This is a genomic window from Paenalkalicoccus suaedae (genome assembly GCF_006965545.2).
GTDB classification, from domain to species: Bacteria; Bacillota; Bacilli; order Bacillales; family Salisediminibacteriaceae; genus Paenalkalicoccus; species Paenalkalicoccus suaedae.
On record NZ_CP041372.2, the window covers coordinates 2,320,884 to 2,335,245 of the forward strand.

A 14,362-nucleotide genomic window follows, 5' to 3' on the forward strand; every position below is an offset into this window, starting at 1 on the left:
TGATATTTATGTATATTCGCAAGATAACGACGAAGTCCGGCGAAGAACGTTGGCAGTGTACTGGCGAGGGTCCTCCTGATCCGGTTACAGGCAAGAGGCGCCAGGTTGTGAGGCGTGACAAAGGGAAAACTAAAGCGAAACAAAAGGTACTTGATGCACTAGCTGCCTTAAAACTATCTGGTGAGGATCGGACGGAGATCGGACGCAAGATCTCTTTTAAAGAGGTAGCCGATGAGTGGATAAAGAATTATGCCATGACAGGCGTGAAGCGTGGGACCATACGAATAAGAGAGGACGAATTGAACATCCTATTTAAACGGATAGGCTCTCAAGCTATTGGCTCGATCTCACATGCTAGTTATCAGTCGCTGATTAACAAATTAGCAAAGGACTATGCACTTAATACAATCCAAGGCGTACACATCACAGCAAACATGGTATTTAAGTTCGCCAAGAATGATGGTCTAATCAAGAAAAAGCCTACGGATGATATAAAGATGCCCAAGATCCGTAAGACTGTAGAGGATTTAGAAAACGATGATATCGATGAGGCCTACCTAGAAACAGATGAGCTTAGCGAGTTTTTGGAGGTTGTAAGACATGATGGCTTGAACCTTGATTTAGAGAGGTTTTACCTCCTAGCCTTTACGGGACTGAGAACTGGAGAGTTATGTGCGTTAAAGTGGAGTGACGTGGACTTTACTGCGAATACGATCCGTGTGACGAAGTCCATTTTTAGCGAGCGAAACAATATGAAGATCTATGTATTAGAGACCCCTAAAACAAGTGGATCCGTAAGGACGATACAAGTAGAGTCCGAGATCATGTCATTGCTCTCTACTCTTAAGCGTGACCAGCAAAAGCAAAAGATGAAGTATATGCACTTTACAGACGACTATCACGACGCTAACTTTGTCTTTTGCCGAGAAGACGGCTATCCATATTTGCAAGGAAACCTTGTGTTGCGTATGAAACGACTAATCAAGAAGTCCAGCATCACAAAACACGCTACTCCTCACATCCTGCGTCACACCCATATCAGCATGCTAACGGAGGCAGGTGTGGATATCGCAACGATCATGGAGAGGGTCGGCCACGAGAAAATGGAGACCACGATGAAGATATACACACATGTCACGAAGAAGATGAAAAAGGACGCCTCGGATAAAGTGAGATCACTCCATCTAGACGCCCTTTCCCAGTTGAAATCAGATATTATGTGATATTTCCGTGATATTTACTGATTGGATAGCGACCTAATAGCTCCAAACCCCTTATGTATCAAGGGGTTTTTGCTTGCTCTTACATCATTAATCCGATTGTGTTGTAACCACCGTCTACGTGTAAGATCTCTCCAGTAATACCACTCGATAATCCGCTCATTAAGAACAGTGCTGTGTTACCTACTTCTTCTGTAGTAACAGTTCGGTGCAACGGTGCTTTTTCTTCCATCTCTTTTAATACTTCGTTGAAACCACCGATTCCTTTTGCTGAAAGAGTACGAATAGGTCCTGCCGAAATAGCGTTCACACGAATATTATCTCGTCCAAGATCATTGGCTAAATATTTCACACTAGCATCTAAGCTCGCTTTTGCTACACCCATGACATTATAGTTTTTCACGACAGCTTCGCCACCTAAGTACGTAAGTGTCACGATGCTTGCGCCCTCTGTCATGAGAGGTCGAGCAGCTTTCGCTACTGCCGTTAGTGAGTAAGAGCTAATATTATGAGCGAGTAAAAAGCCCTCTCTCGTTGTCTGTAAATATTCGCCTTCAAGTTCTTCTCTATTAGCAAACGCGATACAGTGAGCAATACCGTGAATCACTCCAGCGCGAGCCTTAATCTCATTAAATGCCTTTTCAACCTCTGCGTCGTCTGTAACATCACACGGTAAAATAGAATGCTCGCCTTCTAAAGTTGCTACTAAATCTCCAACTGGCTTTTCGAAGCGCTCTCCCACATATGTAAAAATCAAATTAGCTTTTGCTTTATCCAAAGCTTGCGCAATTCCCCATGCTATACTACGCTTATTGGCAACACCCATAATAACAAACGTTTTATTCGATAAATCTATTTGCAAGCGAAACGCCTCCTGTATACGTTGTATTAGTATCTGGTCATAATATTACCGTATGCCCTGTGTTTCGTCAATGGAAAGGAGTCATCATGTACGATATTATAGGCGATATTCACGGATGTAAGGAAGAGTTGCTTGAGCTTTTACATAAGCTAGGCTACGATACGCCTTCTTTGCAACACAATTCAAGTCGCACACCAATTTTTTTAGGTGATCTTACAGACCGTGGACCTGAATCTATTGAGACGATCAAACTCGTATCTACTTGGGTTAAAAATGGGCTTGCTCTATATTGCCCGGGTAACCATTGTAATAAGCTCTACCGCTATTTTTTAGGCAATAAAGTCCAAATCACTCATGGGTTAGAAACAACCGTTGAAGAGCTTCACGCAATTCCTTCTAAAGAGCGCGAAAACATTGCCACGATGTTTAAAGAGCTTTATGAATCTGCACCTCTTTACCTTAAGCTTAACCAGCTCGTCATAGCTCATGCCGGAATTCGTTACGATTTTATTGGCAGCAACTCTGGTCGGGTTAAACGCTTTGCCCTCTATGGAGATATTACGGGAGAGTTTGATGAAAAAGGACGACCAATAAGACGAGATTGGCCATCTCTTTATCCTCAAGGTGAGGAGACGGTCGTGTATGGTCATACACCGGTCATGGAGCCTAGAGTTATCGGCAACACGGTCAATATAGATACGGGGTGTGTATTTGGTAATAAATTAACTGCTTATCAATATCCTGAAGCTACCTTCGTAAGCGTTCCATCCAAGCAACCTTTTCACGAAAGCTACAAAGAGAAGTTCCCATTTGATTTTTAGCACACACATAAAAGACGATCCTCACTGGATCGTCTTTTATTGCATCACAGATCCCTGAATGTCTCAGGAGGTTGTTCTCTTACGCATAAGCATTCATTTGTTATCGGATGGCTAAAAAGAAGCTCCTCTACATGTAAAAAATACCGATCACTTGTATGTCTTAAAGCTCCGTAAAGTGTATCACCAGCTAGTGGATGACCTAGCCAAGCTAGATGAACACGTATTTGATGCGTTCTTCCAGTCTCTAGTGATAAACGAAGACGTGTGTATTCATTATTCTGCCCTACCTTTTTAAGATGCGTTGTCGCAACCTTTCCATCCGCTCTTACTTCTCGTTCTATAATACTTGTGGTTTTTCTGCCAATTGGTGCGTGAATAGAAGTAAACATAAACGGTAAAATTCCCTCGCATACCGCATAATATGTTTTATTGATCGTGCTTATTTGAAGCTGATCATGAATAAAACTGTGCTTTGCGATAACGAGCAAGCCAGACGTATGTTTATCTAAACGACTAACTGGGTGAAACGTCGCCTGATGGCCAATTTCTTGATAATAAAACAGCACTGCGGCTGCGATCGAAGGAACAGACGGATCGTCAGTTGGAATTGTTGTGATGCCGGACGGCTTGTTTATGACAAGGAGATGATCATCCTCGTAAACAATAGAAAGCTCTAAATATGTTGGTTCAATATTAGTACTCGGCTTTTCTGTAGAAAAAACAATAGTAATGACATCTCCATCATACACCTTGTCTCGAACGCTTCCCTGCTTATGATTAATGAGTAGCTCCCCATCACCAAATTTTATCTCTGCCAGACGCTTCCTCGAGATACCTACATGTTGACGCAAAAAATCGCGGAGCAACATTTCGTTGTGCTCCGCTGTGGCGTAAAACGTTGCTAGTGGTCTTTTCATTCTGTAATAAAGGACTCTCGAACTCTTTTCCAAAACGGGAAAGAGCGGAATCTAGCAAAACGTACTTTTTCTTCTGCTACACGGCATTGAATAGATTGGACCTTCTTTTGAACGAGGGTCAGATGATCGATTGTCACCTGAAAATCTCCTTCACTTTTAGGCTTTAAGAGACATGTATGGTGTTCTGGCAAAACGATTGGTGATCCAATTGTACGGTACACTCTATTGTTAATGGATGCCATTTCAGATAGTTGAATAGATGCAAGAGATGGGTGAAGAATGGCTCCTCCAAGCGCCTTATTATAAGCTGTAGAGCCTGAAGGCGTTGACATACATAGTCCGTCTCCTCTAAAGGTTTCAAAGGATTCACCTTTGATTTCAACGTCCATAACGAGAGAACCTTCCATACTTTTAACTGTACACTCATTAAGCGCTAGATAGCGCTCTGTCTCTTGATCGTTTGTATGTCTAATCACAACCTCTAAGAGAGGATACTCGACAATTTTAAATGGCGTTTTTGCAATATGGATAACAAGCTTCTCCACTTCATCTGGCTGCCAGTCTGCATAAAACCCTAAGTGCCCTGTATGTATACCGACAAAGCTTGTTAATGCTAAGCGATGCTTATATTGATGAAATGCCTCAAGGAGCGTTCCATCTCCCCCTATTGAAATAACGATATCAGGCTCTTGCTCATCGTAAATTAGATCAAACTCCTCAAGATATGTCTTAATTCGCTGAGTCAACACATTCGATGTATGATCGCCTCTTGAACGTACATTAAACTTCATACATGCCTCCCCTACTTTCTGCTATTATCACCGTGTTTTTTAGAAAGGATTTGCTGCGCTTCTTGAACCTCTCCACGTATTTTAGACATTTCTTCATCTAGCTGATAGGCAGCTTCTGCTGCACTTGCTAAACGTTCTTCAATCTCCTCTGGAATCATTCCAGAATACTTATATTGAAGAGAATGCTCAATCGTTGCCCAGAAATTCATTGCGAGCGTACGAATTTGAAGCTCAATAAGAATCTTCTTTTCACCGTTAATTGTGTGAACAGGGTAACGTAAAATCATATGATACGATCTATAGCCACTTCGCTTTTTATGCTTTATATAGTCACGTTCTGTTTCAATTTCAAAGTCAGATCGCTTTTGAATGATTTTAACAATCGTATCGATATCCTCAACGAATTGGCACATAATCCGAACTCCGCCCAAATCCTGCATATCCTCTTCCAAACGGTTTAACGGGATATTTTTGCGTTTCGCTTTTTCTAAAATACTTGATACAGGCTTTACTCTTCCTGTAACAAACTCAATTGGAGTTTGCTTAGAGGACATCTGATATTGATCCCTGACCCCTTTAAATTTAATCTTAAGCTCCTCCACCGCTTGCTTGTAAGGAGTTAGCATAACATCCCAATCCTTCATGGAGGCTCCCCCCTTTGCTTCATTGTGTAGTATGTACTGCGTGGGTGGCAGATAACTCTACCAAAAATGATCCTCTCCTATTTTTCCTTTTATCGTTCATTTTCAAACCTATGTAAGGGAAAGAATCGAATTATTACTCTATTCACATTTTATCATAGAACCTGAAAAGCTGTTTGACATTTGCCGCGCAATTATACTTAAAAAGTCACATTGTTAATTTGAAGGCACTGTGAAATAATAGAGGAAACGTGTAAATTAGGTGATCGAAAATGAGTCAAGAAATAGAAATTGAATTTAAACAATTGCTTACATATAGTCAGTTTGAAGCACTCAAAGCTCGATATGCTAAAGGGGCTCCATCATTCCCTCAAGAAAATCACTATTTTGAAACGGAAGAGCTTTCTTTCGCAACAAAAAAGGCAGCACTTCGTGTCCGTGCCAAAAAGGACCGTTTTACTTTAACGCTAAAAGAACCTCATAAAGATGGTTTACTCGAGACACATCAAACGATCTCTAAAGGGCAATTTGATCAAATTATTACAACTAGTGAACTCCCTACTGGAGAGGTCTTAGATCAAGTAACCGTGCTTTTAGGTTCGGAGCCATCTGTTAACTATTTAGGTTCGTTAAAAACAGACCGAATAGAAGTTGAATTACCAGAAGGAATCTTCGTTCTTGATCATTCGACATATGCAAATACGGAAGATTACGAGCTAGAATTTGAATGTACATCTAAAGAAGAAGGTCGCTTGTTTTTTGAATCTCTTCTTAAAGAGTTTGACATCACCCATCAAGAACCATTAAATAAAATTCAACGTTTTTACGAAGCTACTTATAAGAAAGGCGGAAAACAATGGTGAATATCTTTGATTCAAATTTGCCTGTACAAACAGGTAATTATCAGTGGCAGTTTTTACAGTCTTGGAGCAATAGGCATACTGACAGTTTATCAGAGTCCCCTTTTCAACAGCTATTATCGACTAATATGCAGGCAGCACAGTCTACGGCTTCCGCTAATCTCGCCACAACATTTGAAGAGATGGCACAGCGCATCATTAAACAACAATTAGCATCGCTTCCATCATCAACTGTTGCATCAACACCATCGTTCCAACAAGTAACCGCACAAACATCAAGCGCGCCACTAACAAGTAGCAACTCTAGAGCACAGGAATATCTGCCGCTCATAGAGCAAGCTGCTGCGAAGCATGGAGTCGACAAAAATTTAATTTACGCAATTATTAAGCAGGAATCTAACTTTAATGCTTCTGCTGTCAGTCATGCAGGTGCACAGGGCCTTATGCAACTTATGCCAGGTACAGCAAGAGGATTAGGCGTTAAAAACTCTTTAGACCCTGCTCAAAATATTGAAGGTGGAGTTAAATATATTAAGGCTATGCTTACGAAATATAACGGGAATGTTGAGCTAGCTTTAGCCGCCTATAACGCAGGACCTGGTAACGTAGATAAGTACAATGGTATCCCTCCATTTAAAGAAACAAGGAATTACGTTCCTAAAGTGATGGGTACATTCAATAGTTTAAATCAAACTCAATATGTGTAACTATCTATCCGGAAGAGACACTGTCTTTTCCGGATTTACTTTGGATATGAAAGGTACTCATTTTGTAGATTGGGTAGCCTTTAAAGTCTTTTAAGCATCTTACTTGATACATAAGCAAAAGAAGCGTAGTATTACATTTTGGCACAGCAAGTGCATTGTCACAAATAGTTCACATTTGTTGCGACTGAGAGAAAGCCTTGCTACAATAACGATACAGATATTAAAGGAGTACGATTTTATTATGCAACAATCCGCCTACGAGTTAATTGGCGATAAGAAGCTTGATGAACTGGTTAATCGGTTTTATGATCACGTATCCAGTCACTCTGAATTAGCACCCATTTTTCCGTCTGATTTTACAGAGACGAAGAGAAAGCAACGGCAGTTTTTAACTCAGTTTTTTGGCGGCCCATCACTTTACACAGAAGAGCACGGTCATCCAATGCTCCGTGCAAGGCACATGCCTTTTAAAATTAATAAAAAACGAGCAGATGCATGGCTATCTTGCATGGCACAAGCACTTGTAGAGGTCGATATAGAAGAGCCTCTTCGAGCCTATATGTTTGAACGATTCACATTAACAGCTAAGCACATGATTAATTCAAGTGATTCATCGGCATCAGGGGGGATCGATCATGACAACTAAGGAAAAACAGCAAGGGACATTTATTTGCGAGGACGAGGGAGTTTGCTGCCCAACAGAACCAGCATCTCTATATGAAGACAATAAAAAGAAAGCATTGGTCGAAGTGTATGTATTTATCGATCCACTTTGTCCTGAATGCTGGGCACTTGAGCCAACTCTAAAAAAACTTCAGATTGAATATGCTAATTTTATTTCAATAAAGACGTTTTTAGGAAATGAAATGCGCGCGTTAAACACACCTTGTGGTAGTCAATACGAATCTATCGTAAAAGAAATGGCTAAATCATTTAATGAAACAGCTTGTCGCACTGGTATGCCCTGCGACGGTGATGTTTGGCATGAAAATGCCTTAACTACGCCTTACACCGCTATTATGGCTATCAAGGCTGCTGAGCTTCAAGGTAAAGCAATTGGGTCCAAGTATTTAAGGCGTGTTCGAGAGGCCTTATTTGTCCACAAAGAAAATATTGCCAGTGAAGACGTTCTTATCCGATGTGCGTCAAGAGTAAATGGCATGGACGTAGAAGAATTTACGAAAGATCTACAGTCTGAAACTGCTTGCACAGCGTTAAAATCAGATATCCAAACCGCGAAAGAAATGGATGTTGATTCTTTACCGACAATGGTCTTCTTTAGCGAAGACGTTGATGAACCAGGACTTAAAGTTCAGGGCAGGTATGATTATGACGTGTATGTAAAAGTAATAGAAGAAATGGCTGGGAGAAAGCTTGATAAGTGTCCACCCTTGCCTTTACCTCAATTCGTAGCTTTTTATTCCGTTGTAGCAACTAAAGAAATTTCTGTTGTCTATGATCTTTCTATAGAAGAAGCGAATAAAGAAATGAGAAAACTAAAGCTCCAACAAAAAGTGGAAGAAATCCAAACAAAGCACGGATCCATTTGGAGAGCAATAGGTTAGATAACGTCTATTGGGACACCTTAGAGCATACATTGCTCTAAGGTGTTTTTTTAAGGAGTGATGCAAATTGAAGCTCGTTTTCACTATTATCTCCATTGCCTCTAGCTTCTATTTATTTATACTTAGTTTATTACAGATAATCCCTTTATTATTTTCCCTAATCGTTTTGTTTCTAACCATTTTTATTAGCTTGTGGTGGATGTTAGCCACTCCCTCTTATAAAAGATTTAGAAGGTCACCGCTTGCAAAACGAATTTTATGAATAGAAGAGGAAGCAAGCTTGAGAATCGCCTAGTTTCACGACTAGAACTGCGCAAATTCGAGCACCGCACTTACCCTTCTTCCAAGACTATACGACTTCCCCTCTGAACTGGTACAGATCCTCTCCCATCATTCACTAAAAAAAGGAGAAACCAATAGCACAACAATTGGTTTCTCCTTTTTATACCATTCTTTTGTCCCAGTAACACTTTTCGATTACTTATTTTGGAAACAAAAGAGCTTCCATTTCGTCTAGTGCTTCTTCAAATACTTTCATCGCTTGTTCAATTGGTTCTTTTGATGTCATATCAACACCAGCTTTTTTCAGAACATCAATCGGATATTCAGAGTTACCAGCTTTAAGGAAAGAAACATATCGATCAATAGCTTCGTCCCCTTCTTCAAGAATTTGCTTAGCAAGCGTAGTTGCTGCACTGTATCCTGTTGCATACTGGTATACATAGAAATTCATATAGAAATGAGGAATTCTCGCCCACTCTAACGCGATCGCTTTATCAATGACTAGCCCGTCTCCAAAGTATTTCTTATTTAAGTCATAATACGTATCACTTAATGTTTCAGCAGTAAGTGGTTTACCCTCTTCAGCAAGCACATGAATCTTATGCTCAAATTCTGCAAACATCGTTTGTCTAAACACAGTTGCGCGGAAGCCTTCTAAGAAATTATTTAATAAATATAATTTTTTCTCTTTGTCTGTCTCTTTTTCTTGAAGATAATTGTTTAATAATGCTTCGTTCGTTGTAGATGCTACCTCAGCCACAAAAATCGAATAATTTGCATAAGGGTAGGGTTGTGTCTCACGCGTATAATAGCTGTGGACCGAATGTCCAAATTCATGCGCAAGAGTAAATAAATTATTAATATCATCCTGCCAGTTCATCAAGATATATGGCTTTGTATCATACGTACCAGAAGAAAAAGCACCACTGCGCTTTCCAACATTCTCATGTACGTCTACCCAACGATTATCAAGCCCTTCTTTAACAATAGACTGATATTCTTCTCCTAGTGCTCCTAGGCCACTAATCATCTTTTCTTTCGCTTCCGCGTAAGACACTTCGTATTTAACATCCTTAATCATAGGAGTATATAAATCATACATATGAAGCTCATCTACCCCTAGTGCTTTTTTACGAAGCTCTACATAGCGATGTAGTAGAGGAAGGTGCTCGTTAATCGTGTCTACAAGCTGATCGTATACAACCTCTGGAATATGGTTGTTGCTTAATGCAGCACTTCTGGCAGACTCATAATTACGAGCTTTAGAGTTAAAGATATTTTTCTTCACATTGCCTGATAACGTGCTTGCTAGTGTGTTTTTAAACGAGCCGTACGTATTATAAACCGCCTCAAACGCTTCACGTCTAACTCGTCTATCATCACTATGTAAAAACACACTATAGCGACCGTGAGTGACCTCTACGTCTTCCCCATTTTCATCCTTGATCGTTGGGAATTTCATATCGGCGTTGTTTAACATGCTAAATGTATTCCCAGATGCATCCGTCACTTCGCTCACTTTTGCCATTAGCGCTTCTTCTTCAAGTGAGAGCACGTGTGGTCTCTTCTTATTAAGACGCTCTAACATGTGCGAATAGACCTGTAGTTCGCTCGTCTCATTTATAAAGCTCTGGACTGTTTCTTCTGGTATAGATAGTAACTCTGGCGTGAGGAACGATCCTGCTTGACTCACCTGTGAGATTAACTGTCTTGCACGGTCATTCAATCCTTGATAAAACGAATTTGTTGTATCCTCATCATATCTCATGTGAGCATACGCATAGAGCTTCCCAAGCTTTTGAGAAATTTCATCCTCTAGCGTCAGCGCCTTATATAGTGCTTTACCTGAGTTACCTAATGTTCCTTCTACCTGTTTTAATTCCGGAAGCTGAGCCTTTACTTCTTCAAAAAGCTTCTCCCAGTCTTCATCTGTCTTAAAAATGTCTTCTAAGTCCCACTTATCTTCTATTGAAACCTCGTTACGTTTTGGTAATGTTTTCGTTGCCGCCATGTGGCACCTCCAAATGATATATTATCTAAAAAGTCGCTCAACTTAAATGGTAAATGTTTTTGGTGCATTAATCAATTATTTTTAGTCTCGAAATACTTTTGATAAGCTGACATCACATAATCATCATCATTAATAAGGGTATCTATAGGCTTATTTACTGTCACATGACAGGTTATTTTATACGTATTTGCGTTCACTTTTTTTACTACTCCAAAATAGGAAATCGCCTGTAAATATTCATTTATTAAGTAGAAAAGCCTGTCATGCCAACTGACACTGATAGGTAACACACAGTCAGCGCTTATGACTGATTCAAGTGCCAGAGAAACTTGAGATACGTTCACATGTGCTCCGATAGGTTTTTTATTTATTACATGTATGACGATAAAGGACTGCCAAAGTTCTGGACGGATTAAAAGGTCAGCTTGATGAAGAATTGGCAAATGACAAATTGCCGGGAAAAAGTTTAAGTTTTTATGGAGAGACTGATACGTTCGAAGCAATATTTTTTCTAGCTTATTTAACCGAGTATGAATCAATTTACGTTTAGACCTTACTAGTCGTAACCACTCCTTTTTAATTACTAAAAAGTATAAAGCATCAGGCTTTTCTAAAACGGCTTTATCGAAGAATTGGCGAGGTGAGGAATCTAAAGAAAAGGCTGTTGAAAGATGGATCATTTTTTGAGGCTGCATAGAAGTGAAATGGTGATCTATAAGTAGCTCTTGATTAGTTACATCTATTGCAAGAGAGGTAAAACCCGCTAATGGATCTATCATTAGCGCTTCTCTTATAGTTAACGAGCGAATGGATGTCTTAGAAGTTCCTTTTATACGAATACCAAACCACTTTACTTTATAGCCATACTGCTCATAAAAAAGGTGTCTTTCTAAAAACTCTTTTTCCGTAATGTGTGACTTTTGTATTTCTAACACATATGGGATATTGTCAATCTCTACAAATACATCAGCTCGATGCTCTCCTATACGCTTTTCTAACTCCGGTTTAAAGCCATGTAAGACTAACCAATAGGACAAGAGTTCTTTAGCAGTTATATGCTCATACGACTCACTGTAAGGACGCCTAACACAAGTCGTAATATGGGCAAAATGAGGAGCACGTTTTTCTCCAGTTCTTAACTGCATATCTTTCCCACAATAAATACAGGTAAACCGCTTTGCTTTAAGGTGACCTACATCGACTAGACTCTGCCTCCAAATAGAATGTAGCTTTCGGTCTGAATCATACGCTATAAACACTCATACTCCCCCTCTATCAGTCGTTACCGGCTCAACGTCCATATAAAGGGGTCATACGCAATCTGTTATTCGTACCGGCTAAATGTTTTATACAAACATTCGTTTTGTTAGTAATTCGGTGAGTATGGCGAAATCCCTGCAAATAATTCAAGTTGCGTTCATTTATTTACACGTAATACTTATCATTGACAAGATAAAAGACCACCGCTAATAGCGATGGCCTTTTTCATACAGTTTAAGCAAATTGTTTTTTAATCGTTTCAAGAGCACGCTCTTTAATAATTGTATTTCCATACTCTTCGATTCGGTGAATTGTCATATCTGACTCGAATCCAAACTCAAGCATACGACTAAGCAGGTTATCCTGCTCATCGTCAGAATAGGAGTCATCAAGAGTAACATAAATAAAGTACGTGTTCTCAAAATGGTGGAAACTTGTATCAACATCTACATTAAAGCTTTTACTTAATTCAATAACGTCTTCAAAATCGCGGAATCCGATCACAACACTTAGTGAATGATCTTTAAGAAGATCGCTGTCATCATCCTCCACAAATTGCTGATCAAGCATATCTACAATGTTGCTGTCTACGTTATCATCTTGATCGTTCCCAAGAGGAATTTCTAATTTCACACTACCGTCGTTCATTTGACCTCTCGTTACGATAATCTCAAGCCCTTTTTCAAGTGCATGAACTTGCACCCATAATGGACCATTCATTTCAAATTTTTCGTCATCTGAAACTTCGTTCATCATTTCGAAGAAAAGTTCTTCTCCTCTTTCCCGATTAAACCAGATCTCTTCTTTATTAAATCCGCGACGCTCAATATCATGATACGTAATATATAGTTTAATGGTTGTGTCGTTAATGCGTTCAATTTCCATGTGCTCTCACCCTTTCGCGTGATAGACTCTCAGATGCACGGGATTTATCTGTATATAAAATGTATTCCCGAAACAAGTCTCCTTCAATCATCTTAAACTTATCCCTTATTCTAATTCATTATGATGCGAATTGAAATATATTTGCTTGAATTTTAAAAGAAAAGTTTCGTAATTCTGTTCTTTCCTTTCTATTTTCTCTATATAAATGGACTAGCCAAGCGATGAGGAGGCTAAGTCATTGGATATAGAATCGTGGTTCGATATTATACAAATCATCAGTATAGATATTATTTTAGGTGGGGACAATGCGATTGTTGTTGCTTTAGCTTGTCGAAATTTGCCCCAACATTTACGTTATAAAGCAATGGTATTTGGAGTTATGCTCGCTGTAGCTGTTAGAATTATTATGACCATTACCGCTATGCATATCCTAAGCCTTCCGTTTGTGATGGGGATTGGAGGCTTGTTATTACTCATTATCGCATGGAAGCTTACTGCGAGTGAATCGGATAATCTGGATATAAAAAGCGCGCCAACCCTAACAGGAGCAATTCAAACCATTTTACTTGCAGACATTGTAATGGGATTTGATAACGTCCTTGCAATTGCGGGAGCTGCAAAAGGGGAATCTTACCTCGTTTTTATCGGTTTAATCGTCTCTGTACCCATTATTATATGGGGAAGCCGAATCATACTTCTCGTCATCAACAAATACCCAATTATCATCTATTTAGGTGCTGCACTTTTATATTATACAGGAGCTGGGATGCTATTGCAGGAACAACTCATTTATGAAGCCTTACTATCGACAGGTCTTCCTCTTTTTTACTTTCAGCCACTCCTAGTTGCGGTTGCATTGCTCGTTACATTTTTAAAAAGTAACTACACATATAAAAAAGCCTAATAGGATCTGAGTCCATATTAGGCGTTAAGAGAATATCTCTACTTATTCATTAACAAGTTTTTTTGTAGCTTCTTGAAGCTGGAATGTACGTACCTTACGCGGTAAGAAACGGCGGATTTCCGCTTCGTTATAGCCTACTTGAATTCGCTTTTCGTCGAGAATAATTGGTCTTCTAAGCAATCCAGGATGATCACTAATTAACTGGAATAGTTGCTGAAGTGGCATAGAATCGACTTCAACATCCAATTCTTGGAATACTTTGGATCTAGTAGAGATGATTTCATCAGTACCGTCTTCTGTCATACGAATAACCTGCTTTACTTCTTCTACAGATAGTGGCTCCGAGAAAATATTTCTTTCTTTAAATGGAATTTCATGCTCCTCTAACCATGCTTTAGCTTTCCGACAAGATGTGCAGCTAGGTGATGTAAATAACGTGACCATAAGGCTGATTCTCCCTTCCCTTAGTAAGCATTCAAAATATTTATGTTTAGGAGTCATTAGTAGTTGATAATTCTTATTATACTATAATGACTATAATCTGGCTAGTTAATTTCGCAAAACTTAAACATCCGTTGTACAAAGGTTATATGTTTAAGTCCCTGCACGGTTACTTATTCCCTTGCCTATTAATTA

At 39.4% G+C, this 14,362-nt stretch carries 15 protein-coding genes; 7 read left to right on the forward strand and 8 right to left on the reverse strand.

Annotated features, from left to right (window positions below; genetic code table 11):
* Nucleotides 1-8: 8 nt before the first annotated feature.
* Nucleotides 9-1,223, forward strand: a complete 1,215-nt coding sequence (locus tag FLK61_RS12530) for a tyrosine-type recombinase/integrase (protein ID WP_176009731.1) — start codon at nucleotides 9-11, stop codon at nucleotides 1,221-1,223.
* 79 nt (nucleotides 1,224-1,302) lie between these two features.
* Here FLK61_RS12530 and fabI read toward each other — a convergent pair whose 3' ends face one another.
* Nucleotides 1,303-2,082: an enoyl-ACP reductase FabI gene (gene fabI, locus FLK61_RS12535; RefSeq protein ID WP_176009739.1), complete on the reverse strand. Its 780-nt coding sequence runs from the start codon at nucleotides 2,080-2,082 to the stop codon at nucleotides 1,303-1,305.
* A gap of 83 nt (nucleotides 2,083-2,165) precedes the next feature.
* Between fabI and prpE the strand changes: the two genes are divergently transcribed.
* Nucleotides 2,166-2,903, forward strand: coding sequence for a bis(5'-nucleosyl)-tetraphosphatase PrpE (gene prpE, locus FLK61_RS12540; RefSeq protein ID WP_176011234.1), 738 nt, complete (start codon nucleotides 2,166-2,168; stop codon nucleotides 2,901-2,903).
* 44 nt (nucleotides 2,904-2,947) lie between these two features.
* Here prpE and FLK61_RS12545 read toward each other — a convergent pair whose 3' ends face one another.
* The 3 genes from FLK61_RS12545 to yjbM are packed head-to-tail and all read right to left on the reverse strand — an operon-like array spanning nucleotide 2,948 to nucleotide 5,255.
* Entirely contained in the window at nucleotides 2,948-3,820 is an 873-nt protein-coding gene (locus FLK61_RS12545) for an RluA family pseudouridine synthase (RefSeq protein ID WP_176009740.1), read from the reverse strand.
* On the reverse strand, nucleotides 3,817-4,611 hold the full coding sequence (locus tag FLK61_RS12550) for an NAD kinase (RefSeq protein WP_176009741.1): 795 nt from the start codon (nucleotides 4,609-4,611) through the stop codon (nucleotides 3,817-3,819). Before FLK61_RS12550 ends, FLK61_RS12545 begins: the two co-directional genes overlap by 4 nt.
* Nucleotides 4,612-4,622: 11 nt before the next feature.
* A complete protein-coding gene (yjbM, locus tag FLK61_RS12555) occupies nucleotides 4,623-5,255 on the reverse strand; it encodes a GTP diphosphokinase (protein WP_176009742.1) in 633 nt (210 codons plus the stop codon).
* Between the two features lie 269 nt (nucleotides 5,256-5,524).
* On the opposite strand from yjbM, the gene FLK61_RS12560 reads away from it, so the two are divergent.
* From FLK61_RS12560 to FLK61_RS12575, 4 genes are all read left to right on the forward strand, one after another.
* On the forward strand, nucleotides 5,525-6,115 hold the full coding sequence (locus tag FLK61_RS12560; RefSeq protein WP_176009743.1) for a CYTH domain-containing protein: 591 nt from the start codon (nucleotides 5,525-5,527) through the stop codon (nucleotides 6,113-6,115).
* Complete coding sequence (locus tag FLK61_RS12565; protein ID WP_249777593.1) at nucleotides 6,109-6,819, forward strand: lytic transglycosylase domain-containing protein; 711 nt, start codon at nucleotides 6,109-6,111, stop codon at nucleotides 6,817-6,819. The genes FLK61_RS12560 and FLK61_RS12565 overlap by 7 nt, the downstream gene beginning before the upstream one ends.
* 241 nt (nucleotides 6,820-7,060) lie before the next feature.
* Complete coding sequence (locus FLK61_RS12570) at nucleotides 7,061-7,465, forward strand: globin domain-containing protein (RefSeq protein WP_176009744.1); 405 nt, start codon at nucleotides 7,061-7,063, stop codon at nucleotides 7,463-7,465.
* A complete protein-coding gene (locus FLK61_RS12575; RefSeq protein WP_176009745.1) occupies nucleotides 7,455-8,384 on the forward strand; it encodes a ClpXP adapter SpxH family protein in 930 nt (309 codons plus the stop codon). The genes FLK61_RS12570 and FLK61_RS12575 overlap by 11 nt, the downstream gene beginning before the upstream one ends.
* A 481-nt stretch (nucleotides 8,385-8,865) precedes the next feature.
* On the opposite strand, the gene pepF is transcribed toward FLK61_RS12575, so the two are convergent.
* From pepF to mecA, 3 genes are all read right to left on the reverse strand, one after another.
* Nucleotides 8,866-10,677, reverse strand: coding sequence for an oligoendopeptidase F (gene pepF, locus FLK61_RS12580; RefSeq protein ID WP_176009746.1), 1,812 nt, complete (start codon nucleotides 10,675-10,677; stop codon nucleotides 8,866-8,868).
* Nucleotides 10,678-10,748: 71 nt separating this feature from the next.
* Nucleotides 10,749-11,936, reverse strand: a complete 1,188-nt coding sequence (locus FLK61_RS12585; protein WP_176009747.1) for a competence protein CoiA — start codon at nucleotides 11,934-11,936, stop codon at nucleotides 10,749-10,751.
* 235 nt (nucleotides 11,937-12,171) lie between these two features.
* On the reverse strand, nucleotides 12,172-12,822 hold the full coding sequence (gene mecA, locus FLK61_RS12590; RefSeq protein ID WP_176009748.1) for an adaptor protein MecA: 651 nt from the start codon (nucleotides 12,820-12,822) through the stop codon (nucleotides 12,172-12,174).
* 238 nt (nucleotides 12,823-13,060) lie between these two features.
* Here mecA and FLK61_RS12595 point away from each other — a divergent pair, with 238 nt between their 5' ends.
* Nucleotides 13,061-13,726 (forward strand): YjbE family putative metal transport protein, encoded by a 666-nt coding sequence (locus FLK61_RS12595; protein WP_176009749.1) that lies wholly within the window; start codon nucleotides 13,061-13,063, stop codon nucleotides 13,724-13,726.
* Between the two features lie 42 nt (nucleotides 13,727-13,768).
* Here the strand turns inward: FLK61_RS12595 and spxA are convergent, their stop codons facing one another.
* Nucleotides 13,769-14,170 carry a transcriptional regulator SpxA gene (spxA, locus tag FLK61_RS12600; protein ID WP_176009750.1) on the reverse strand — a complete coding sequence of 134 codons (402 nt, stop codon included), beginning with the start codon at nucleotides 14,168-14,170 and terminating at the stop codon, nucleotides 13,769-13,771.
* Nucleotides 14,171-14,362: the final 192 nt, after the last annotated feature.